The following is a 22,713-nucleotide window of genomic DNA, read 5'->3' on the forward strand; positions in this document are numbered from 1 at the left end:
TAAATAAAAGCCATTTAATAAGGTCTCCTATGCTATCCCTACCCAAACCCAGCTTAGAGCTTACCTTTAACCTGCTTCGTCATGTGCAGCCCAGCCTTGCTCTTAAAGTACGTAATATGGCACTCATCCCCTCATTGACCCAAGATGAGACCAATACCTCTATGATATTTTGCGAAGAGGAGGTCTTCACAATCGTGAACCACCTGATGTTCATTGAGAACCAAGCCCGCATGGGCGCAAAAGCTGATAAAGGTCGTCAAATCTTAGCCAGCGCCTTAATTGCAGACTGGCTTACATTTAATATTCGCCAATAACCCAAACATTGATGGCGCTTTTAGAATGAAAATTTGAATCAGATAAAAGATAACGGTATAAAACAATATATGACACAAAATCCTCAGACACAAAAAAAGGCTCAAGCTTTTCAGCAGAGCCTTTAATCGCAATTAATGCTGTTTTTCTAACGCTATGCCGCTTGATTAGACGCGTGCTGAGGCTCCTCTGGGCCCCATATCACACCCTTACTGCCATCTTCTACCAACGAAAGATAACGCGCTTCAACGGTATCGCGACGCACTTTCAATGTGGGTGTAATTAAACCCGACTCAACAGTCCACGCCAATTGCGTTAAAACTGCGCAGTCTAAACGCTCATGATGTTCAAGTTGTGCATTGGTTTGCTCCAAATGCTCTTTAATCAATAAAGACACATCGGCTTTATCCATTGCGCGAGCCGTTTCAGACAATTCAATAACAACTAACGGTTGATTACGCCCAGAACCCATTACACAAGCTTGCTCAATAGCCACATGGGAAACTAACAAACCCTCTATAGGTGATGGCGCAATGTACTTACCTTTCGTGGTTTTAAATAATTCTTTTACACGCCCTGTGATTCTTAAAAATCCTTGCGCATCCACTTCACCTTTATCGCCCGTGCGATAATACCCATCTAAAAATGCCTCTTGGGTCTTCTGCTCGTCTTTATAATAACCTTGCATCAACGCTGGGCTTTTAAATAAAATTTCACCTTCTGCACTTATTTTTACTTTGTTTTGATGAAATGGCTTACCAACTGCACCAATACTTCTTTGCTCTGGCAAGCTAAGGGTGCCGTAGCAAAGATTTTCAGTCATGCCGTAACCTTCCATAACTGGCAAACCAATGCGGTCAAACCATTCAAGTAGTGCTCGAGGCATAGGTGATGCACCACAACCACATAAGCGTGCTTTATCTAAGCCTAACCCTTTTTTAATTTTGCTTTTAATAAAACTTGAAACAATTGGAATTTTTAATAAAAGATCCAGTTTTTTCTCACCACCTAATTTACCAAGAATACCCTCTTGAAATTTTGACCAAAGTCTTGGTACAGCAAAAAACAATGTCGGTTTCACACTCACAATATTATCGGCAAAACTATCCAATGACTCGACAAATGAAATACTAAACCAGCCATAATAACTTTGACCTTCAACAATCATACGTTCGGCCACATGAGCTAACGGTAAAAACGAAATCGCACGATCCGTACTCTTAATACCAACATGCTCAACAAAATTATTAGCCGCAAATGCAAATGCTTTGTGTGTGTGCACCGCGCCTTTTGGCATACCGGTTGTACCAGAGGTATACACTAACGTCATGATCTCGTCTAAATCCGCTAGATGAGGTTTAAACTCTGAGCTTGCAGGCTTACTAACGAGATCATCCCAACTGTGAGTTACTTGACCACTGTAAAAAGGAAACCCTATGGTGGAAAACCCTTGAGGAATACTATCAATAACATCTTGATCATTATCATGCTTGCCAACAAATAAAATTTTGGCTTCACTGTGCTCAAGTACGTATTGAACGCTCTTTTTAGATTGACCAGGATACAAGGGAACAGAAACGGCACCCGCCATCATGATGGCTAAATCGGCCGTAATCCATTGTGCACAGTTTTTTGACCAAATGGCGACTTTGTCACCTTTATTAATACCAAGCTCAGTCAACTGAAAGGCCATGTTGCGTGCAATAGCCTCAACGTCACACCAAGTGAGTTCTTGGTATACACCATCAATAGGCTGACGCAGGTAGACACGATTAGGTTGCTCTTCAACAGCTTTATAAAAAGCGGCTAGCGGACTTAGCATAGGCACCTCGGCAGTTTTTGATTGCATTGTTTTTATTATTTTCACCATTAGCAATAGATCATATAGCTGAACTTATGTCTAGGTTATCTGCTGCAACGACAAGACGCTTTGTGTATGCTTGACGCATTCTGTCAATCGTTTCAGTTATTTAGAGGGGTGTTATGAGCATATTAGAATTTTCGATACCCTATCATTATGTGAAAGCGGCGCTACGTGGCCCGCAATCACAGAATGTGGATATTACGTCATTACTCCAACTCTCTGGTATTTTAGAAGATGTTTTACATGAGCCCAAGGCACGAGTAACCGCAAAACAATACGCCAATTTAATTCAAAATATTTGGCTAGAGATGCAAGATGAATACATGGGGCTTGGCCAACAAGTGAGCCCATTAGGGTCATTTGCCATGATGTGTCATGCCGTTATTCACTGCCCGACGTTAGAAAAAGCATTTCGCCGAGCATACCGTTTTTATGGGCTTTTTCTTCACCTACCCGACATCACACTTGAAGTGGACAATGAGTACGCAACTATTAAAGTTGACGAAAGTAAACTCAATGACCCTGACCACTTTTTAATAGAATCCATTTTAGTTATTTGGCATCGCTTTGGCAGCTGGTTAATTGGTAGGCGCATTCGTTTAATGGATGCTCATTTTAAATTTGATGCCCCTGTTAATCACAGTGAATACCAACGCATTTTTTATTGCGATATACAGTTCAATAGTACGTTCACTGGTATTCGGTTTCCCATTAAATTCTTGCAGGCTAAACTTGTTCAAAACGAAACCACACTTAAACAATTTTTAAAGCAAAGCCCAGCCGACTTACTCGCCAGACCAGATGAAGGCAATAGTTTGGTGGCGCAAATTCGTGCCATTATTGGCTCTGATTTATCAACTGAGCTACCTAATTTTGAATTCGTTGCACAAGCGTTGCATACTAGCGCGCAAACGCTACGTCGACGTTTAAAAGAAGAAGGCTTAACGTATCAAGAACTCAAAGATCAACTGCGCCGTGATAGCGCATTGTTTTATTTAGAGCGTGGCGATTTGAGCATTCAAGAGGTGGCAGAAAAACTCGGGTTTTCTGAGCCCAGTACGTTTCATCGTGCTTTCAAAAAATGGACAAATATGACTCCTGGCGCATATCGCCATGGTGAAGAATACATACACAATGACTAATCAAATGAACACACCACTATCAGACCTAGCTGAAGTAAAAGACAGCGCCGTCCATGGCAAAGGGTTATTTGCCAAATGTGCCATCAAAAAAGGGGCTCTCGTGGGCACCTTAGAAGGCAAGCCCTGCCAAAAAGATGGCATTCATGTCCTATGGATGAACGACGGGCAAGACAAATTCAAAGTAACAAACGATCTCAAGTACATCAATCACAATAAAAAAGCCAATGTTGCCTATTATGACGACTTCACCGTAATGGCAATTAAAAACATCAAACTCGGTGATGAATTACTTCACGATTATGGCGATGGCTGGGAGTAATAAGAGTCCAGTATTCAGCTGTTCGCTGAAAGCAAGACACCCATCACAGCCTGAGCGTTTACCTTTGTTATTCGGGAACAAGGGAGCTAAGGTGTAAGTTCAAGACTTTAGATTTCATTGAAATGGATTTCATGAGACAATTGGCTATTTTTCAACCATACAACGCCTAACTCGGCGACAACAGGGTTATGCAAGGCACTCATTTTATTAACCATTTTCGTTTCCCTTTATTTTGGCAAATACTACTGGCCATGGCTGTCACCTTGAGCCTGACTGTCGGGATTATTTGGGCTTATCTTGGCTACAATTTAAACCATCTTCTGCAACAGCAAACTGACACATTTGCACAAACTATCACCCATCAAGCGGCCGATAGCGCGGCAGAAATGGTAATGGCCTCAGACAAACTCGCCTTAACCTCTATGCTGGATAATCTCGTCAGTAAAAATATTAATATTCATCAGATGCGAGTATTTGATGACAAGCAACAGTTACTGGCACAAAGCCCGGCCAACGATACAACCTACAATCACATTAAGCTGACCCACTACAACACCCCTATTCTATTTCATGACGTACAAGCTGGCAGTATTGCACTTGTGCTCGATAACAGCCCGATACGTGACTCATTGATACATACTCGTAAGATATTAGGTGTGATTGTGTTTAGCATCGGCATATTGGCGTTGATGATATCCGCATGGCTGGCCACGAATTTGAGCGCACCACTAAAGCGTTTGCAAAAAGTGGCGTCAGAGGTCACTAACGGCAACCTGAATCCATCACTGCCCAGTATCAAAAATGATGAAGTCGGCGATCTCGTTTTAAGCTTCAACAATATGTTGCAAGGACTGCGTGATAAAGAATCAATCGAGCACAAGTTCAGCAGTTACATTTCAAAAGACATTGCCAAAGGCATACTAGAGAACCTGCACACCAATAAAGCCCCACTGCGAAGCGTCCATGGCTCTGTATTGTTTGTCGATATTGTGGGCTTCACACAACTCTGCGAATACGCCAAGCCAAGTGATATTACGGATATTCTCAATCATTATTATTTCTTATTACACCAAGCCGCAAAAATGTACCGTGGTACTGTCGATAATTATATTGGCGACGGTGCTATGCTAACGTTTGGCGTTCACAAAGAAGATCACAAACACAGTATTAACGCGGTTTGCTCGGCGCAAATATTCTTACGCTTAACCGACTTAATGAATGCCCAAAGAAAGGAACAAGGCCTACCTGATTTAAACTTTAGATTAGGCTTACATTGCGGTGAAATGCTAGCCGGTACAATTGGCTCAAGTGAACGCATGCAACTGACCATTACAGGTGACACCGTTAACTTAGCAGCCCGCATGTGTGAACACGCCGACATGAACAAACTCATGATCAGTGACAGCGTGTTCATGCATCCTTCCACACACGAATTAGTAGTTGCAGAACAGCCCGTTGAACTGACAATTAAAGGCAAAACAAAACCGGTTAATGCACGTCACGTATTGCACCTTGCCCCTAAATTTAATCGATTATTAATGCAACAAGAAGCTGAAATGGAAGCCATGCAAAATGTATAAAGCTGCCATCATTTTCTTGTACCTTTGCCTATGTGCATGCAGCACGAATCAGCCACGAGTGTGGCTTGAGAGCACCGAATCGCTTATTAAAAAACACGAGTATCAGCAAGCGCTCAATCAAGTTAATCGCTCCAAGCCCCTGAACACCGAGCTGTTACAACACATTCAACAGCGAGCCAACGTTTACCGTCGAATACAATTAAAACAATTACATACTCTTTTTTCGCAAAAGCAATGGCGCAAAGCAGACCGCTTGCTGCTCACGTTAAAGTCCACACAACCATGGCATAACCAGTTTGCGCGAGCCGAAAAAAAGCTTGCACAATTACGCAACAAAGAACGTTTATCACTAGTAAGCCAACAAGCCATAGCACAAGCACACTTGCTCATTGAGCAATCCAACTACACACTATTCAAACACAGAAACGAACAAACAAAATTGTTTTGGTGGCAGTCTAGCACCCCCATGCTCACTGAAAAAAACCTGCTTGCTGAAAAACTCTTAGCGCTGGCGAATGAATCCATTAAGCAAAACAACTTACAACTAGCAAAACAGACATATGAACAAGCTTTGTTATTAAACAGTCAGCTTAAAAACGCATCAATACAAACAGCCATTCTACAAGGGCTAGCCAAAAAGAATGCTGACACTATCCATCAAAAGCAAACTAGGTTCGTCAGTCAATTAAATGAAGCCATGGCGGAGGAGAATTTCGAACAAATATTAAAATTAGTCGCCACACTTTCAAAGCCATCATTTAAAAATAAATCAACTAAACAGGCCATTAAAGCTGCCAAGGCATTATTGCAGCTCAACGCAAAAGAGCTCAACCAACTAGGTGACAGCGTATATCGCCAAGGGGACATTAGCGGCGCTATGATCCTGTGGCAACAAGCTCAAACACTCATGCCATCTCTGCCTGAGCTAAAAGACAAGATCACCCGCGCACAAAAGATCAAATACAAGCTAGACACCTTACGCCAATCACAAAACCAATAGCGATTTGAAACTGGCGTTTTTCTTCTAACTTACTAAGCTGAAATGGGCAATAGCCTTTCTAAAATCAGCTATATTAAGGTATGGGGAATTTAAGGATGACACCATGATGGACTTCACGCTCGACCCAGCCAATATTCATGCGGATAAAACACCGACCTTAAGAGCCCAAATTCAAAAACATTATTTATGCGATGAACAGGACTACGTACAAGAATTACTCGATACCTTCCCTGAAACCCAAGATGAAACCTTCACTCAATCGGTAAGTGACTTAGTTGACGTCATCCGTCAACACAACAGCCATTCTATCTTGCACCAGTTGCTCCAAGAGTACGACTTAAGCACAGATGAGGGCATTACATTAATGTGCCTAGCGGAAGCGTTAATACGCGTACCGGATACCGCCACGGCCAATGACTTACTCATCGATAAATTATCAGAACGTGGCTGGCAGCATCACCTCAATAAAAGTGAATCATTTTGGGTTAACGCCGCAAGTTGGGGGCTAGCGCTAAGCGGGCGAGTACTCAAATCCAACAAGGCACATCCTAATGACGCAATTAAGGGGCTGGTCAACAAACTAACCATCAACATCACTCGCGAAGCGGTTGGACGCGCCATTCGTATTATGGGTGAGCAGTTTATCTATGCCCAAAGCATTGAAGAATCCATTGATAAAAGCAAACACTTAGAGCCTAAAAATCAATGCTGTTCATTTGATATGTTGGGTGAGCAAGCCCTAAGCGAAGAAGATGCTCAGCGTTATTTTCAATCCTATAGCCACGCCATTGATATCGTAGCAGAAGGTAATAATCGCAAAGAAAAACTCACCGACAATATTTCGATAAAACTATCCGCCTTGCACCCTAGGTATGAGCCAAGCCAGCAACATAAAGCGATGCCTATTATTATTGATCGTTTGTTAAAGCTTGCCTGCAAAGCCCGAGAAAAGAATGTCCCCATTACCATTGATGCAGAAGAACAATATCGACTAGATATTTCATTACAGATTTTTGAAACGGTGTTGAGTCATCAAGATTTATCAAGCTGGGGGGATTTTGGCATCGTGGTGCAAGCCTATGGCAAGCGTGCATTGAGTATTCTGCACTGGTTATATGCACTCGGAAATAAACTGCAAATTGCCATTCCAATACGATTAGTTAAAGGCGCGTATTGGGACACTGAAATAAAATGGGCACAACAATCTGGTTTAACTGAATACCCAGTATTCACTCAAAAAGCCAGTACCGATTTAAACTACCTAGCGTGCGTTCGGTTTTTACTAAGTAATCGCCAAAAATGGTTAAAGCCTAAATTCGCAACCCACAATGCCTGGACAGTAGAATATATATTAAGCTTAAACTCAAATGTTGCGTTTGAATTCCAAAGACTACAAGGCATGGGCGAGGCACTGTATGACTTAGTGAATGAACGTCATAATATTGCATGCCGAATTTACTCTCCCATCGGCCTACACCATGAGTTGCTCCCTTATTTAGTTCGCCGACTAATTGAAAACGGCGCAAATAGCTCGTTTGTATTTCAAGTTCATGATCCACAAGTACCAATACACAACCTAACTGAGCACCCAGCTGACAATTTAATTCAATCTTCAATTATGAACCCTAACGTGCCCTTGCCTGGTGAAATTTTTGTAGATTACCGCAATAGCCATGGGGTGGAACTTGAACACGATAAATTTTATCACCGTACAATGGATTCTGTGGTGCCATTTTTTGAGGAGCATTATGAAGCCTGCCCTATTATCAATGGGCAAGAATTGAAGCACAGCCAACCTGTGGATTTGTTTAGCCCTGTCGATACCAAGAAAAATCGGTACTTTATACGCAAGTGATGAAGCGGCTATTGCCAGCTGTTGCGATCAACTGAAAACACATAAATTTCAGTTTGATGATTTAGAACATATCACCGCCTCCGTTGAGAGAATCGCAGATGAACTACATAAAAACCGTTACGAGCTAATGTTTTTATGCATGCAAGAAGCAGGAAAAACACTACAAAACGCATTAGATGAAGTACGAGAAGCCATCGATTTTTGTCGATATTATGCAAGGCAAGCGCAAAAAAACTTTGCCGACCCTGTAATCTTAGACTCCGTGACGGGTGAAGAAAACTTACTGCGATACCGCCCGCGAGGGACCGTACTATGTATTAGCCCATGGAACTTTCCATTGGCTATTTTTGTCGGCCAAGTGTGCGCTGCATTAGCGTGCGGCAATCGTGTTGTGGCAAAGCCCGCACAACAAACCAGCATTATCGCCCAACGTGCAATTGAAATCATGTTTCAAGCCGGCGTAAGTGAAGAGCAAATAATTTTCATGCCTGGTAGTGGTGAATTGATTTGTAAGTCACTCATAGAACAACAGCTCATTGACATGGTGTGCTTTACAGGCTCAACCGCAAGCGCTAAAAAAATACAACAGTGGCTACTGACGTATTGCGATAAATTTGTACCGTTATTGGCTGAAACCGGCGGACAGAATGTTATGTTTGCCGACAGTACCGCTCTGATTGATCAACTGATTCCTGATGTCATTGATTCCGCATTTGATAGCGCAGGACAGCGCTGTTCAGCGTTACGCATTTTATTCATCCAAAAAGATATCAAAGATGCCTTTTACTATGCGTTACGTGGTCGCCTAGCCGTTCTCAATATTGAGTCACCCTTCTTACGCGATACCGACTTTGGCCCAATCATAGACAGCACCGCCAAACAAACGTTAAATGGTCATATTGACTGGTTGAATGAAAATGCGACCCTCATTGGCCAAGTGCCCCTACCAGAGAGCCTGCCGAGTGAATTATATTTAGCCCCAAGAGCGTATGAAATAAATGACATAAACCAGTTAACACAAGAATTTTTTGGGCCAATACTGCACATCATCCCCTTTGATCACAACGATCTAGATGCCAAGCTTCAGCAGGTCAATAATAGCGGCTATGGTTTAACGCTTGGCATTCATAGCCGTAATCAACAATGGATCGACTACATAAGCCGCAACGCCATTGTTGGAAATATTTACATCAATAGAAATATGATAGGAGCAAAAGTGGGCTCACAACCTTTTGGCGGTCATGGGCTCTCTGGCACAGGTCCAAAAGCAGGCGGGCCAAATTACGTGCAGGCTTTTGTTAAGGAATACACAGTAACCACGAATACATCAGCCTTTGGTGGCAACCAAGAGTTACTTAGCTAAATAGTTTTTACCTCCCCACAAAAAAACGCCAAGAAATATCTTGGCGTTTTTAGTATAAACAAAATAAGTATCAAATGATCATCATCTTTAAAAATCTAATTTCTCTCCCAACCTTAAATTCAACCAACTTCCTTTAAGGCCTCTATAAATATCTTTTAATAGTACAGTACCAGCTTCACTACCATCGGTTTTCCACAACTCCCTTCCAGACATTCTATCATCCGCTCGAAACAGCACTTCATTATTCAACAAGATCAGCTGTTGTGGATAGCTACTTGAACTATCGCCCGTAATATCTTTTACAAGTGAAACCTGAGCACCATCATATTGAAATAATTCAAAATTACTTTCATCAGCAAGACTTGCGTCAAATAATAATTTATCTTTCAACGCTACTAGATAAGTATATCCGTTAACTTTTACACTCAACTCGCCCAGTTCAACTTTTTTAGCAACATCAGCTGTTGCTTCGTATAGCTGATTATTACTAATAAAATACACCTTTTCATTAAATATCGCTAAGTCATTAATTGAATGGTTATTTTTTTTCTGAGAATGATGCAGAGGCCTAGCCGTTAAGCCATCACTCACCCAAACGCTTCTATTACGACTAATCGATGAGTCAGTAAAGTAAAAATGATCATTCAGGGTGATGAAATTATCAGCACGCCATGGTCGAAGCTCAGAATTCAATTGTTTTGTGCCTGCGTCTGTACCATCACTTACCCAAAGACGCTCTGCTACTACCACGTACAGCTTATCGTTGAAACTATAAAGGTCACCAAAGTTTGCGGAGGCATTATTTTGCGTAAAATCTTTTACTAAATGAGTGCCATCATTTGAATTATCACCATTGGTCACCCATAACTCGTCACCGGTATAGGATAAATAAGCCGTAAAAAACATCTGATCACCGACAACCGTAAAATTGCGCGGTATGCCACCATTTGGGCTCACATCAATATCTTTAAATAATCTAGCACCTGCTTCTGTACCATCAACCACCCATAATTCTGAACCATGTGCAGCATCACGGCCTGCAAAGTACAGCTTTCCTTTAAACTCCGCCATCTCATAAGGAGCATTAAGCTCAGGCCCTTCGCTGAATATTTTCGTACCTGCTGGCGTACCATCTGTTTCAGCTAAGCGCATTTTAAATGAATCATTGTCATAAATGGCAAAAAACCATTTATCACCCACTTGTACTGGTTTACTTCCGATTGGGCCATTTGTAATCACATCGAGGTTTATTGTGCCGGCTTCCGTTCCATCTGTGACAAAAAGATTATTTCTTTTCTCAAGCGTACCCGCTGTGAAAAATGCTAAGTCACGTTTGATTTCAAACGATTGAGACACGCTTGCTTTACCTGTTATTGAACCGGCAACAGCAATAGGCGTCACTTCAAATATAAGAGACTTACCAGCTTCAGCTTTGGTACTGACATAACGGTCTCCTGTTGCTACTTCAACACCATCAACCAACCAACGAGTAACAGTCGTACCTTCGACATCCCCTTCTGCATCAGAGTAGGTATAGCTGCCAACCAGCTCATCACCCGCCCACGTAGCGCCACCATTTACATCAGTAATACCCACATTACTTGCAACAGGCGAATTATTAACCTCTTGAACTGGCAATTTCTCACCTTGGTTAATGCCATCATCACCGGAACTACTGTCACCGACACCTGAACTACTGCCACCGCCACACGCGACTAAACCACAAGCCATAAAGGCACTTAAAAATATTTTTTTCACTATGAGTAGATTCCAAAATTGCACGAATTATTGTTAACAATAATTGTATGTCAGCGACTATTTGGGTCATATAGTGCAATTTAGGGTTTAAGTGATAAATGTAAAACCCAGCATAAAAAGATAAGTTTGCTTTAACGTTTTAATGCAAATAATTCTTTTGCGTGTGTGTGACTTAACAAAGTTACTCACACATAACGGCCAACAAAAAAGTGTGTACAAACAAATGATACTCAATACGTATGAATACGGTCTTAAAGGCGGTGCAAAGATAACGGGGATTATTTAGGAAATTAGATTCTAAAAAGCAGTGACAGCAGAATGATTTTAAATCGCGATGCGAACGTGGTTACTGCACACGCTGCGCACTCGCGAGTTAAATTGACAACTTATTATTCGCCAACTAATTCAGTTGTTTTTTGTGCATTTTCAATAAATGCATAGGTTTTATTTTGATACTGCTCTTCTTGTATTTTTTCATGCAAGTTGGTTAATGTTTCCATCGGGGTTTCGACCACAATCGAGTTCACTAACCAGTCTGGTAACGAGCCACCTGGGTTGGCATGGGCTTGATACACAACTTCGACTATACCTTCGGCTTGCGGGGTAAATACCCACTGACCGTTAACGTTTGGCATACGCACGTAGTCTTCGTTTATGTCACCATAATCGGATTCTGCTTTAATCGATGATGTAACCACACCATGAGCATCGGCTGTCATAACTGAGCGAATGTAAACATCGCGATTGGTCACAGGCCAAGGGGCTTCGTTAACCGTGTAAATAACAGTCTCTTCATCATTGATGCGATCTTTTACATCAAACACAATCACGTTATGCATCCAACTTGTGGCTTGCGGATCATCTTTGAGTAAGGCAACAAATGCATTTACATCAGCTTTGATATGAGTAACGCCCTTAAACTCTTTTAATTCAGAGCCTTCTACTTCTCGGGTAAATACTTTGATGTCTTTATCTTCGTCGTGAGCCTCTAATTGCCATGGACTAACATCAGCAATACTCAATTGACTCAAAGACAGTAGCGCAGCACTGGCCAGGATTGTTAACCGTTTCATTTATTATCCTCATTATTAACGGTGTAAGAACCCTGAGTATACCTGCCAGCTCACTCATCACAATGTCCAAAAATTCATATTAGCCTGTCAAATGCGCCAATATAATAAGCGACTATAGACCATTACCGCCCATACAGTTGGGTGAGTCAGGCGCACTATTGGATTCAGACCAAGCCTGCGGCGTAAACGTATGCAATGCCAATGCATGAACCGCACCGGCTAATTCTTCTGCCAGTACCTTATACACCGCTTGATGCTGTTTTACTTTATTCAAGCCATCGAACTCATGGGTGACTAAAATAACCTTAAAATGACTTTCAGAGCCTTCAGGCACGTTATGCATGTGGCTTTCATTTTCTACATGCAAATGCATAGGCTTAAATGCGTGATCTAACTTCAGCTGAATTTGCTGTTGAACCTTCATAGCGATTACCTTCAAATAAAACATCAAAATTATACCCATTCCCTCAATAAAAACCATGTATGGATATACAGATTCACATTGACGAAGCCATTTTAGGCCTGTATAAATTAGCCCAAATCAAGCAAGAGGTGACAGCATGAGCAAGGCGCAATCATTAATCGAACAGTTTTACCTAGAAGAACAAGCGCGCATTGCGCAAGAATCCACATTCACCCCTATTGATGTCAGTGTCAGTAGCGCCGATATGGCCATGATCAACACCATTTCAAAGCGCTTTAACAAAGGCAAAAACCAACTAGTGCGCGAAGCTCTAAGCCAAGCAATTCTGGACATGTTCAGCGCGCTGGACCCTGTTGAACGAAAGATGCTAGCCAAAGACGCTGACGAATTATCAAACAGCATCGCGGCCGAAATCGCTGAAGAACAAGGCCTTGATAGCTTAGAAGTAACAGGCACCAACTGGGTTCAACAAGATAAGCAGTGCATCAAAGATGAACGCAAAGCTGAAAAAGAACAGCAAAAGCAACAAGATATGCTGGCTCAACAGATTTTAGCGGAACAACAAGAAAACGTTAATCAGCCTAAAGAAACACCGGTTGAAGCACCTCAGCTTGAAAATTCAAATGAAGAATTCGAAGGTGAATCAAGCGAAGAAGTCAGTGAAGATGCCCCATTTGCTGAAACAGACGAAAGTAGTCACGAAGAAGAGCCTCGTAACAACTCTATTTTTGCCTAATACTAAGCAATATCAAGCACAATGCCTTACTGAGTAAGGCATTGTGCTTATTTCCTTTCCCCTCCCGCCATAACCCCGTAAAATAGCCAGCCGATCTGCTTTTACATATTTTTTATAGGATTCATCATGGCTATCCAGTGGTTTCCCGGTCACATGCACCGAGCACGCAAACAAATTACTGAGATGATGCCGCAGATCGACTTGGTCATTGAAGTACTTGACGCACGCCTACCCTATTCCAGCGAAAACCCATTAGTGCCCGAACTGCGCTCAGGCAAAGCCTGCTTAAAGTTATTGAATAAATCTGACCTAGCGGACCCAACTTTCACCAAGCAATGGCTGGATTATTTTAATAGCCAGCCCAACACCAAGGCCATGGCGCTCACGGGTTTAGATAAAAAACAAGTGAAAGCCATCACTCAATATTGCTTGAGCATGCTGCCTGAACGTGAAGAGAAAAAGCAGTCCATTCGTACCATGATCATGGGCATTCCCAATGTGGGGAAATCCACGCTGATTAATACACTTGCAGGTCGCACCGTAGCAAAAGCAGGTAACTTGCCTGCGCTTACTCGCCACCCACAGCAAATCAAAATTAATGACGGCATTGTTCTTTCTGATACCCCTGGAATTTTATGGCCTAAAATACACAACACCAGCAGCGGTTTTCGTTTAGCCGCCAGCGGCGCTGTACGCGATACGGCCATTGATTATTTCGAGGTGGCTGAGTTCACCGGCAACATGTTGCTAAAGCTGTACCCTGACACCATTCGCTCACGCTATAAATTCACCGAATTACCTGAAACAGGCGAGCAACTGATTGAAGGCATTGGCCGCAAGCGAGGCTGCTTACGTTCGGGTGGTATCGTTGATATGCACAAGGCTGCTGAAATTCTGATTCACGAATTACGCTCAGGTAAATTAGGCAAACTCACCTATGAAACACCTAAAATGATGCTAGCAGAAGAAGAGGCGTTAAAAGTAGAAGCTGAGCGTAAGGCCGCAGAGGCTGAAGCGAAAAGACTCGACTCTAAAAAAGGCACACGCCAAAATAAACCAGAAGAAGAGCAAGAGTAAACGCGTTAATCTGACATAAAAAAAGCCGCTTAGCGGCTTTTTCTTATGTTCTTTAAACTCAGACAAAACGGCTCTTATTTCATCATTGCGTTTTAATTGCATCACGTAATTGAGTGAATATGTCCCAGCTGGCATCTTCTTCAGCCACAATTTCAATGGGGTATAACCCAGTGTCAGTTGGAATCGTATTTAAATCTGATTGCAGTTGTGTGGTGTCTTTTGCGTATAAAATCCACTGATTAATTCCCTGACACATAATCACCATAACAACCAGTGCATGGCCATCGTCTTCAATTGCACTCATTAATTTTTGATTAAAGTCGTCAATTAGTAGCAATTCTTTATCGCTTGGGTAACCCGTCACAGCATCCACATCAGCCGCGCTCCAAGAGATTTGCACACATTGGTTAAACTCACCTGACGCCTGCTCGTTTTCAAGTTCATCACGATAGCGGATCGTTATCGGCTCATCGTTAAGCGTGCCATCTGCTAGCACCCAGCGGGTTGAAAACGCCATATGCTGTCCCTGCTTTTATTTTTGGATATGTTTAAAACTAGCAGAGTATAAGCCAAGTGCACAAGAGCGCCGGTTCTTATGGCTATTTAGACCCAAAACCCTTAACGCAGGGAGATTTTCAAAAAGCACCGCCCATTTGCATCCACTGCGGGTAAATGACCTGCTCGCACATTCACTTGTAAACTGGGCAGTATCAGCTTAGGCGCATCCAAAGTCTTATCTCGTGCTTGGCGTTTCTCAATAAAAGCGGATTCACTAATATTTTGTGCACAATGGATATTGTGGCTCTTTTGCTCTTTTACACTGACAACAGAGCGTACATCACGCTCATTAGGTGGATAGTCATGACACATGTGAAGTTGCGCATCATCGCCTAATGCATAGATAGATTGAATCGACTGATAAAGTGCTTGCGCGTCACCACCGGGGAAATCACAACGCGCCGTGCCGACATCAGGCATAAATAACGTATCACCAACAAAAACATGGGCCACATCATTGGCTGATCTTACAACATAGCTTAAACATGCTGGGGTATGGCCTGGTGTTGCCAGTACTTGTATCGAAATATTACCAAGGGTTAGCACATCACTATTGGACAATAAGCCATCAAATAATGCTTCTTTATAACTGGTCAATGCAAAAACCTCATCAAAGTGACGCTGCACGCTCACCACGTTTTCACCAATTAATACACGCCCACCCACCTGGGATTTAATGTACTGTGCATCGCTCAAGTGATCAGCATGGACATGGGTTTCTAAAACATAAATGAGATTAAGGCCTCGCTGTTTAATACGACCCATAATCTCATCAGAAAACACATGACTCACACTGCCAGTACTGGCTTGATAATCTGCAACAGGATCGATTAATGCCGCATCATCTGTCGCCTCATCAAAAACAAGATGGCTAAATGTCTGTGTTGTTTCGTGGTAGAAGCTCTCTATTTGCATGACAAACCCCAAATTAAGTGCAATTGAGACTACATTAGCAAAATCTAATTTAGCTTTCATTAAATATTGTGTTAAATTTAACACAGCTAAAACAGTTCTTAGAGGACGCTATGGAAACCTTTCCCATTGCTCAAGAAATGAAGGCTCACGCCAGTGAAGCTTCAAAATTATTAAAAGCCTTGGCAAATGAAAATCGCCTAATGATTTTATGCTCTCTCGCCCAAGGCGAAATGAACGTAACCGAACTCAATGATCGCTTGGACCTAAGCCAGTCGGCACTGAGTCAGCACCTTGCGTGGCTAAGACGGGAAGCGCTCGTTAGTACACGTCGCGACGCACAAACCATCTACTATTCGCTTCAAGGCTCTAAGGCAAAAGAAGTCATTATGGTATTACAAAGCATTTATTGCCCTGACTTACTGAAATAACCATGCCTAACTGGCTTTTCCCATGGAGACACAGCAATTGGCAATTGCGCAACGATGCCATTGCAGGGCTAATTGTCGCCATTTTAATCATCCCCCAAGCCATTGGTTATGGTTTTTTAGCACATTTACCGCCAGCTACCGCTTTGGCCAGCTGCATCTTCCCGTTAATCGCCTATGCCGTTTTTGGCCGAAGCCACGCCTTGGCAATCGGCCCAGTTGCCATTATCAGTCTAATGGTAGGCGAAGCACTGCAGCCACTTTCTGCGGAGCAAGCCCTACCTGCGGCACAATTGCTGGCACTGCAAGTGGCCATGATTTTGACTGGTATGCGCGTACTTAACCTTGGAAATATGGTGCATTTTATTGGCCACCCCGTCATCCAAGGCTTTACTACAGCTGCGGCCGTATTAATCATCAGCAAACAGCTGCCGCTTATCCTTGGCACCGATATATGGACTGACACATCACCGCACATGCAAACCACGTCTCTTGCAGTTGGTTTCATTGCGTTATTAATAGCCTTTCGCAAAATACCCCACCATTTTTTAAGCAAACTGGGCCCGCTCGTAGTGGTGGTCGTCGGTTGCGTTTGGGTAGTGTATTTACCTAACACCTTTAACACTGTGAGTGTCGCCGGCGCTCATGGCATATTTAATTTTTCTCTTTCAATGCCTTGGGAATTATTTGAGCAGCTATTGCCAAATGCCGCACTCATTGCACTAATTGGCTTTCTAGAAAGCACCTCTGTGGCTAAAAACCTCGCCAAACACAACAAAGAAAGCATTCACGCCAATCAAGAATTAATCGGCATCTCATTTGCTAACTTTGCCGCCAGCGTATTTCAAGCCTACCCCGTTGCCGGTGGTTTTGGGCGCTCAATGGTGAACCATCAAGCAGGCGCCAGCAGTCCGTTGGCGGGTGTATTTACTGCACTATTTGTCAGCCTGCTATTGCTGTTCACATCAGACGTTATTAATTACATTCCTCTAGCCGCATTAGGGGCTATCGTCATTTTAGCCGTATGGCCATTATTAGACTTCACGCCCGTAATCAAACATTGGCGCATCCAACCAAAAGAAAACAGCACTTGGCTCATCACGTTTGCAGTGGTTTTATGGCAAGGTGTTGAGATCGGCATTTTATCTGGCGTCGCCCTTTCTGTTATTTTTCTTATCCGCAGCGCAGCCAAGCCTCATATCGCCATTATTGGTCGCATCCCTCACACTACTCACTTCAGAAATGTGAAGCGCCATAACGTCATTACACAAACAGGCTTATTGGCCATACGGATTGATGAGGGCATCCATTTTGCTAATCAAGATGCCATCAATCAGTTTATAGAAGGTGCACTTGAGAACTACCCCAATACCCAAAACCTGCTCGTGGTGTGCTCTGCCGTCAACATAATTGACAGTGATGGTTTAGATTTATTGCATTCGTGGAATGAAAAACTCCAAGCACAAAATAAACAACTTCACCTTGCCGAGATTAAAGGCCCAGTAATGGATGAGTTAACCAAGCGAGGCTTTGTTGAAAGCATTAAACCTGGCCATATTTTCCTCACCACCAGCGAAGCGTTCGATACCCTTTCGCAACCGACCGATGAAAGCTATATAATCTAGCTTTTTACTCAAAGGTAATACCATGCTGTATCTCATTATCGCCGGCGTCATCATTGTCACCGCACTTTCTGCAACAGCCGCCTATTACTTAATCAAATTACGTAATGTTAAACGCCAGCAAGCCCAACAAATTCAACATAACAAAGGCGTATGGCAAAAACACCGCAACGAACTGGCAGGTGATTTACGTTTTATCGCTAACTCTATGCTGCAAGGCCAGTGTGAGATCACTGAGGGTTGCCTGCGTATTAAGGTATTAATGGACCGTCTTGATGATGAGCTTCAGCATAAGCCTGAATTCAAAACGATTCAGGCGCATTTTGCTCAAACCATCACCATGCATACCCATGAAGCCTATAAAGCACTCAGCAAAAAAGAGCAATTCAAACAAGATAAGCAGAGGTTTGCTTTAGAGCAAAAGCATAAAGAGCAAGTATTAATAGAAGTTAAAACCTTAAGCGAATACAAATTCGACATACTGCAGCCTAATTAACCTGTTCATATAACGAGGCTTTGGTAAAATACTGATGAGATCACATTTACCAAGGCCGTATCATGAAGAAGTCTATATTAAGTTTATGTACATTGAGTCTATTGGCCGCCTGCTCGACTCCTGCGATTAAAGACACCGTACTGATTCAAGAAACCGCATTAAGCGAAGCGCAAAACAGCCAACAAAGCCCTCAACAAGCCATCGAAAGTGCTAGGGCCATCCAAGTTAATGCCCAACAACAAGATCTTTATATTTATAGCCCCACTTACATGGCGCAAGCTGAAAAAGAAATCACCAACGCAGAAAACGCTCTCAAACAAAACAAACCTGCTAGCGTTACGATTGCTCATAGCTTAACCGCACAAGCATTATTCAAACGCGGCCTTGCCACCAAAGAGATCGTTATTGATCAGCTAAAGCCTAGTTTTGATGGTTTAGAAATGCTGAAAAAAATCGATAGCCACACACTGCTCAAAGACGACTTTGACGATCTGAAAGATGACATCAATGATCTCATTTTACTTATTGAAGGCGCGAGAACAAATAAAGCATTAAAAGATCAAAATGACGTATTAGCAGATATCACTGAACTAGAAGTCAAAACGCTCAAGGTCGCACACTTTCTACCGGCTGAAAATGCACTAGAGCAAGCTGAAGATGCTGATGCTGAAAAATTCGCCGCAAAAACATTTGAAACCGCAGAAAAAGCCGTTGAGCAATTAGAGCTGCTCATTGAAAACAAATATAAAGAACGCGAACTCATTGCTGACAACTCAAGAGCCACCATTCGTTTAGCTCAACACGCTGAGCAAGTTGCAAAAGCCGCAAAGCCTTTGCTCAAAATGGATACAGAACAAGCCGAAGAGCACATTTTGTATGTTGAATCTTTACTGGATCGAGTAACAAAGGCCCTCGATCATGAGGCTGTCAACCATATGCCGCTTAATCATCAATCCATTGCACTGGCTCAAGCAGTCGAACGCTTAAACAAACAAGCCCAGACCAATATGAATAATTCACAATGGTCCAACGAAAAGAAAGAACTCGAAAACACCATTGCAGAACTTAAGCAAGCCGTGCAAGCATCATCTACTGCGAAAACAGTTCCCAATGACACCGCAGCGTCTACTGCTGCATCAAAAGAAAATGCACTTAAAAACGTCTCGGCAAAAATGACGGCGCCAACTGCAGCCGACGATTCTAAATTAATCGCCAACCCTAAGCCCACCGATAACAACGTAGAAGCGGCTCAAGATTCGGCTATTAAAAACCAAAACATTGCCATCGAAGATCAAGCCGCGCCTATTCAACCAATAACCGAAGTGACTGCAAAAGACGCACAAAGTCCACCTGAAAACATTGTCGCGATAGAGACAGCCGATAAAATTAGCACATTAGAAGAGAACACAGTTGTAACCGATACCGTTATAACCGATAAAGACAGCACACAAAACATTATCGAGAAAGCAGTACCAGAAGCACCTTAATCTTTAAACATTAATAGCACGACACAACAAAAATAGTAAAGGCCCGTATAATCGCGGGCCTTTACTTTACGCGTTCTTTTAATATTCGCTTGTATTTTATGGAATGAAACATTGCCTCGTATTGCACTTTTTGATTCTGGTATCGGTGGCTTAAGTGTTTTACAAGGCATTAAGCAGCATATAGCTCATGCCGATATTGTTTACTTTGCTGACCACCAGTTTTCACCTTACGGGGATAAAGACCCTACTTGGTTAAATGCACATATCATCAATCTTGTCAGCGCACTTGATCACCATCATTCACTTGATGCCATTATCATCGCGTGTAATACCGCCAGCACACTTTGCTTGGATCAGTTACGCGCATGCATTAACACCCCTATTATTGGCGTTGTACCTGCGGTTAAACCCGCTGCCAGCTTCACTAAAAAACGTGCCATCGGCGTGCTAGCTACCCCTACAACCGTAAACAGTGATTATTTACAAAGTTTAATCACACGCTTTGCCCATAATTGTCACGTGACAAAAGTCAGCTCAACCGAATTAGTCACCATGGCCGAGCATAAATTAAACAAACAAACCATTGACCAAAAGAGACTGGCCAATATTATTGAGCCTTTCGTACACGCTGAATGTGATTATGTTGTATTGGGTTGCACACACTTCCCACACCTTAAAAAAGAATTAAATGCCCTCGTCCCTCAAATTCATTGGATTGACTCGACTCACGCTATCGCTAAGCGTTGCATCGATGTTTTACCCAAAGTACAACCCCCTATGGATTGCGCTATTGATTGTGACGCTATTTTTTATTCAAGCGCTCAAATTAAACAAGGGCTACATAAAACATTAAAAGAGTTGGGTTTTACCGAGATAAATTCCGCAACACAATTCGTGTAATATGCACTAAACTGCAATAACGGATTACTATTTGAGGCCACCATGAATCAAGCAACTAAAAGCATTCTGACATTTTGGTTTGGTGCATGGCCATATGACCAACAAAAAGCACAAAAACAAACACCTATCTGGTTTCAATCAAGTGATGAACTGGACCTACAAATAAAGCAGCAATTTGAGCCCTTAGTTAAATCGGCCCTTATGAATCAATATGAGTGCCATACAATTGATGACGAGATTGCCTATATTATTTTACTCGACCAATTCACTCGAAATATTTATCGCGGTCAAAGCGAAGCATTTAGCGGCGATGCCCTGTCACTGGAAAAATGCCAACGTTTAATAGCCGACCAGCAGCATCTAAAATTGCCACTGCATGTCGCTGTATTTGCTTGTATGCCATTACAACACAGCGAAGACATCAAGATGCATGAACAATCCATTGCCATCTTTGGTGAGCTGGTGAACCATCATGGCGAGCCAGCCAAAGGCTTCCTTGATTTTGCTCATAAACACAAAACCATCATTGACCAATTTTCTCGCTACCCGCATCGCAACCAAGCAATGGGCCGTGAATCAACGCCCGAAGAACAAAAATACCTCGACAGTGACGGTTTACGTTTTGGCCAATAGCCAAAGTTAATACCATCGTCTTTGTTTGCAACACCATATAAGACATAACAAGCCAATAGTCGGTGAGCCGAATGATCTTCTTATGGTGTTTTGTATTGGGCGCCTGATGAATCTAAGTTTGTTACGAACAGTGAGCGGGTGATTGATGGAGGGTATACTGCTCAGTAATTAGAGACACTAAAGAATAGGAAATAGACCGATGGCTAGCCAAAAACAAGCAATGTTATTCGGATTGGCTGCGGTATTGCTGTGGTCGACGGTTGCTACCGCTTTTAAATTGTCGCTGCGAGAGTTTTCTCCGATTCAGTTATTGGTCGTTGCGTGCTCTGCTTCGGTTGTCGTCATCGCTATTATTTTAAAGGTTCAAGATCGCTGGCATTTGGTTTTTTCACTAAGCCGTGGCCAGTACTTGCAATCTATCGGTATGGGGTTAATTAATCCGTGCCTTTATTATTTTTTACTTTTTGGTGCGTTTGATCGCTTGCCAGCCCAAGAAGCGCAACCGCTGAATTATACCTGGGCGCTGGTATTGGCTTATTTGTCGGTGCCATTTTTGGGCCAGCGTTTGCGACCAGCGGATATTATTGCGGGGCTGATTTGTTACAGCGGTGTGGTCGTGATTGCTACCCGAGGTGATGTATTCTCAATGAGTTTTTCTGACCCATTGGGGGTTGCTCTGGCGATTGCCAGTACGTTTGTTTGGGCGTCTTATTGGATTATTGCAACGCGCGATACCCGCGACCCTGTGGTGGGTTTGTTTTTGAATTTTCTTTGTGGGTTACCTTTCCTCATTATTTTTTGTGGGCTCACCGACGGTTTTGATTTCACTGTAGGCGTGAGTTTGGGCGCTGCGGTGTATGTAGGTGTATTCGAAATGGGGATTGCGTTTGTGCTTTGGTCTTATGCGATGAAAAAGGCTGATAATACGTCGAAGGTGAGTAACCTGATTTTTATCTCACCGTTTTTATCGCTGGTCTTTATTTATTTTATTCTTGGCGAACATATTTTGTCGTCTACCTATGTTGGGCTAGTGCTGATTATGGCAGGGCTTTGGGTTCAGCAGCATCGCCATAAGGATACAGCTACCATTCCCGAAATTAATACATAGCTAGCATTATAAGTCATTTTATTCATGGCCAATATCTGATTAACATTCATGCTAGGCAAAAGATTA

Annotated in this window: 22 protein-coding genes; 16 read left to right on the plus strand and 6 right to left on the minus strand. The window is 42.6% G+C overall.

Translation table 11 applies throughout. The features are described 5' to 3' along the window. Window positions 1–29 precede the first annotated feature (29 nt). On the plus strand, window positions 30–314 hold the full coding sequence (locus ACU6U9_RS18510; RefSeq protein WP_446736472.1) for a hypothetical protein: 285 nt from the start codon (window positions 30–32) through the stop codon (window positions 312–314). Window positions 315–466: 152 nt separating this feature from the next. Here ACU6U9_RS18510 and ACU6U9_RS18515 read toward each other — a convergent pair whose 3' ends face one another. Further along, on the minus strand, window positions 467–2,134 hold the full coding sequence (locus tag ACU6U9_RS18515; RefSeq protein WP_446736473.1) for an AMP-binding protein: 1,668 nt from the start codon (window positions 2,132–2,134) through the stop codon (window positions 467–469). Window positions 2,135–2,301: 167 nt separating this feature from the next. On the opposite strand from ACU6U9_RS18515, the gene ACU6U9_RS18520 reads away from it, so the two are divergent. The 6 genes from ACU6U9_RS18520 to ACU6U9_RS18545 all read left to right on the plus strand — a co-directional run bounded on the left by ACU6U9_RS18520 (window position 2,302) and on the right by ACU6U9_RS18545 (window position 9,435). Continuing rightward, on the plus strand, window positions 2,302–3,318 hold the full coding sequence (locus ACU6U9_RS18520; RefSeq protein WP_446737197.1) for an AraC family transcriptional regulator: 1,017 nt from the start codon (window positions 2,302–2,304) through the stop codon (window positions 3,316–3,318). Window positions 3,319–3,322: 4 nt separating this feature from the next. Further along, window positions 3,323–3,637 (plus strand): SET domain-containing protein, encoded by a 315-nt coding sequence (locus ACU6U9_RS18525; RefSeq protein ID WP_446736474.1) that lies wholly within the window; start codon window positions 3,323–3,325, stop codon window positions 3,635–3,637. 263 nt (window positions 3,638–3,900) lie between these two features. Beyond that, a complete protein-coding gene (locus ACU6U9_RS18530; protein WP_446736475.1) occupies window positions 3,901–5,217 on the plus strand; it encodes an adenylate/guanylate cyclase domain-containing protein in 1,317 nt (438 codons plus the stop codon). Next, entirely contained in the window at window positions 5,210–6,217 is a 1,008-nt protein-coding gene (locus tag ACU6U9_RS18535; RefSeq protein WP_446736476.1) for a hypothetical protein, read from the plus strand. The genes ACU6U9_RS18530 and ACU6U9_RS18535 overlap by 8 nt, the downstream gene beginning before the upstream one ends. Before the next feature lie 103 nt (window positions 6,218–6,320). Beyond that, window positions 6,321–8,072 (plus strand): proline dehydrogenase family protein, encoded by a 1,752-nt coding sequence (locus ACU6U9_RS18540; RefSeq protein ID WP_446736477.1) that lies wholly within the window; start codon window positions 6,321–6,323, stop codon window positions 8,070–8,072. Between the two features lie 10 nt (window positions 8,073–8,082). After that, window positions 8,083–9,435, plus strand: coding sequence for an L-glutamate gamma-semialdehyde dehydrogenase (locus ACU6U9_RS18545; protein ID WP_446737198.1), 1,353 nt, complete (start codon window positions 8,083–8,085; stop codon window positions 9,433–9,435). An 87-nt stretch (window positions 9,436–9,522) separates the two neighbouring features. Here ACU6U9_RS18545 and ACU6U9_RS18550 read toward each other — a convergent pair whose 3' ends face one another. The 3 genes from ACU6U9_RS18550 to ACU6U9_RS18560 form a co-directional block, all read right to left on the minus strand. After that, window positions 9,523–11,193 (minus strand): hypothetical protein, encoded by a 1,671-nt coding sequence (locus ACU6U9_RS18550; protein WP_446736478.1) that lies wholly within the window; start codon window positions 11,191–11,193, stop codon window positions 9,523–9,525. 389 nt (window positions 11,194–11,582) lie between these two features. After that, complete coding sequence (locus tag ACU6U9_RS18555) at window positions 11,583–12,266, minus strand: START domain-containing protein (protein ID WP_446736479.1); 684 nt, start codon at window positions 12,264–12,266, stop codon at window positions 11,583–11,585. A gap of 112 nt (window positions 12,267–12,378) precedes the next feature. Further along, the gene (locus ACU6U9_RS18560) at window positions 12,379–12,690 is read right to left on the minus strand and encodes a BolA/IbaG family iron-sulfur metabolism protein (protein WP_446736480.1); all 312 of its coding nucleotides are present in this window, start codon (window positions 12,688–12,690) and stop codon (window positions 12,379–12,381) included. Window positions 12,691–12,826: 136 nt separating this feature from the next. Between ACU6U9_RS18560 and ACU6U9_RS18565 the strand changes: the two genes are divergently transcribed. Then, window positions 12,827–13,426, plus strand: a complete 600-nt coding sequence (locus tag ACU6U9_RS18565) for a hypothetical protein (RefSeq protein WP_446736481.1) — start codon at window positions 12,827–12,829, stop codon at window positions 13,424–13,426. 126 nt (window positions 13,427–13,552) lie between these two features. Beyond that, window positions 13,553–14,503, plus strand: coding sequence for a ribosome biogenesis GTPase YlqF (gene ylqF, locus ACU6U9_RS18570; protein WP_446736482.1), 951 nt, complete (start codon window positions 13,553–13,555; stop codon window positions 14,501–14,503). Window positions 14,504–14,585: 82 nt separating this feature from the next. Here the strand turns inward: ylqF and ACU6U9_RS18575 are convergent, their stop codons facing one another. Both ACU6U9_RS18575 and ACU6U9_RS18580 read right to left on the minus strand, forming a co-directional pair. Further along, window positions 14,586–15,020 (minus strand): DUF695 domain-containing protein, encoded by a 435-nt coding sequence (locus ACU6U9_RS18575; RefSeq protein WP_446736483.1) that lies wholly within the window; start codon window positions 15,018–15,020, stop codon window positions 14,586–14,588. A 101-nt stretch (window positions 15,021–15,121) separates the two neighbouring features. Then, complete coding sequence (locus ACU6U9_RS18580; RefSeq protein WP_446736484.1) at window positions 15,122–16,036, minus strand: MBL fold metallo-hydrolase; 915 nt, start codon at window positions 16,034–16,036, stop codon at window positions 15,122–15,124. Window positions 16,037–16,086: 50 nt separating this feature from the next. Between ACU6U9_RS18580 and ACU6U9_RS18585 the strand changes: the two genes are divergently transcribed. The 7 genes from ACU6U9_RS18585 to ACU6U9_RS18615 all read left to right on the plus strand — a co-directional run bounded on the left by ACU6U9_RS18585 (window position 16,087) and on the right by ACU6U9_RS18615 (window position 22,647). After that, window positions 16,087–16,404, plus strand: coding sequence for an ArsR/SmtB family transcription factor (locus ACU6U9_RS18585; RefSeq protein WP_446736485.1), 318 nt, complete (start codon window positions 16,087–16,089; stop codon window positions 16,402–16,404). A gap of 2 nt (window positions 16,405–16,406) precedes the next feature. Further along, window positions 16,407–18,026 carry a SulP family inorganic anion transporter gene (locus tag ACU6U9_RS18590; protein ID WP_446736486.1) on the plus strand — a complete coding sequence of 540 codons (1,620 nt, stop codon included), beginning with the start codon at window positions 16,407–16,409 and terminating at the stop codon, window positions 18,024–18,026. 22 nt (window positions 18,027–18,048) lie between these two features. After that, entirely contained in the window at window positions 18,049–18,519 is a 471-nt protein-coding gene (locus ACU6U9_RS18595; protein ID WP_446736487.1) for a DUF2489 domain-containing protein, read from the plus strand. 62 nt (window positions 18,520–18,581) lie between these two features. Then, on the plus strand, window positions 18,582–20,006 hold the full coding sequence (locus ACU6U9_RS18600) for a hypothetical protein (RefSeq protein WP_446736488.1): 1,425 nt from the start codon (window positions 18,582–18,584) through the stop codon (window positions 20,004–20,006). A gap of 111 nt (window positions 20,007–20,117) precedes the next feature. Next, on the plus strand, window positions 20,118–20,906 hold the full coding sequence (gene murI / locus ACU6U9_RS18605) for a glutamate racemase (RefSeq protein ID WP_446736489.1): 789 nt from the start codon (window positions 20,118–20,120) through the stop codon (window positions 20,904–20,906). A 42-nt stretch (window positions 20,907–20,948) separates the two neighbouring features. Continuing rightward, the gene (locus tag ACU6U9_RS18610) at window positions 20,949–21,539 is read left to right on the plus strand and encodes a DUF924 family protein (RefSeq protein WP_446736490.1); all 591 of its coding nucleotides are present in this window, start codon (window positions 20,949–20,951) and stop codon (window positions 21,537–21,539) included. 199 nt (window positions 21,540–21,738) lie between these two features. Further along, the gene (locus ACU6U9_RS18615; RefSeq protein ID WP_446736491.1) at window positions 21,739–22,647 is read left to right on the plus strand and encodes a DMT family transporter; all 909 of its coding nucleotides are present in this window, start codon (window positions 21,739–21,741) and stop codon (window positions 22,645–22,647) included. The last annotated feature ends 66 nt before the right edge of the window (window positions 22,648–22,713 follow it).

The sequence above is a fragment of the Pseudomonas sp. HK3 genome, from assembly GCF_052920985.1.

Bases quoted from the DNA above. Each gene is read 5' to 3' on its own strand.
- ACU6U9_RS18510 (WP_446736472.1), top strand. From the start codon at position 30: ATGCTATCCCTACCCAAACCCAGCTTAGAGCTTACCTTTAACCTGCTT.
- ACU6U9_RS18515 (WP_446736473.1), bottom strand. From the start codon at position 2,134: ATGCTAAGTCCGCTAGCCGCTTTTTATAAAGCTGTTGAAGAGCAACCT.
- ACU6U9_RS18525 (WP_446736474.1), top strand. From the start codon at position 3,323: ATGAACACACCACTATCAGACCTAGCTGAAGTAAAAGACAGCGCCGTC.
- ACU6U9_RS18535 (WP_446736476.1), top strand. From the start codon at position 5,210: ATGTATAAAGCTGCCATCATTTTCTTGTACCTTTGCCTATGTGCATGC.
- ACU6U9_RS18540 (WP_446736477.1), top strand. From the start codon at position 6,321: ATGATGGACTTCACGCTCGACCCAGCCAATATTCATGCGGATAAAACA.
- ACU6U9_RS18555 (WP_446736479.1), bottom strand. From the start codon at position 12,266: ATGAAACGGTTAACAATCCTGGCCAGTGCTGCGCTACTGTCTTTGAGT.
- ACU6U9_RS18560 (WP_446736480.1), bottom strand. From the start codon at position 12,690: ATGAAGGTTCAACAGCAAATTCAGCTGAAGTTAGATCACGCATTTAAG.
- ACU6U9_RS18565 (WP_446736481.1), top strand. From the start codon at position 12,827: ATGAGCAAGGCGCAATCATTAATCGAACAGTTTTACCTAGAAGAACAA.
- ylqF (WP_446736482.1), top strand. From the start codon at position 13,553: ATGGCTATCCAGTGGTTTCCCGGTCACATGCACCGAGCACGCAAACAA.
- ACU6U9_RS18575 (WP_446736483.1), bottom strand. From the start codon at position 15,020: ATGGCGTTTTCAACCCGCTGGGTGCTAGCAGATGGCACGCTTAACGAT.
- ACU6U9_RS18580 (WP_446736484.1), bottom strand. From the start codon at position 16,036: ATGAAAGCTAAATTAGATTTTGCTAATGTAGTCTCAATTGCACTTAAT.
- ACU6U9_RS18585 (WP_446736485.1), top strand. From the start codon at position 16,087: ATGGAAACCTTTCCCATTGCTCAAGAAATGAAGGCTCACGCCAGTGAA.
- ACU6U9_RS18590 (WP_446736486.1), top strand. From the start codon at position 16,407: ATGCCTAACTGGCTTTTCCCATGGAGACACAGCAATTGGCAATTGCGC.
- ACU6U9_RS18595 (WP_446736487.1), top strand. From the start codon at position 18,049: ATGCTGTATCTCATTATCGCCGGCGTCATCATTGTCACCGCACTTTCT.
- ACU6U9_RS18600 (WP_446736488.1), top strand. From the start codon at position 18,582: ATGAAGAAGTCTATATTAAGTTTATGTACATTGAGTCTATTGGCCGCC.
- ACU6U9_RS18610 (WP_446736490.1), top strand. From the start codon at position 20,949: ATGAATCAAGCAACTAAAAGCATTCTGACATTTTGGTTTGGTGCATGG.
- ACU6U9_RS18615 (WP_446736491.1), top strand. From the start codon at position 21,739: ATGGCTAGCCAAAAACAAGCAATGTTATTCGGATTGGCTGCGGTATTG.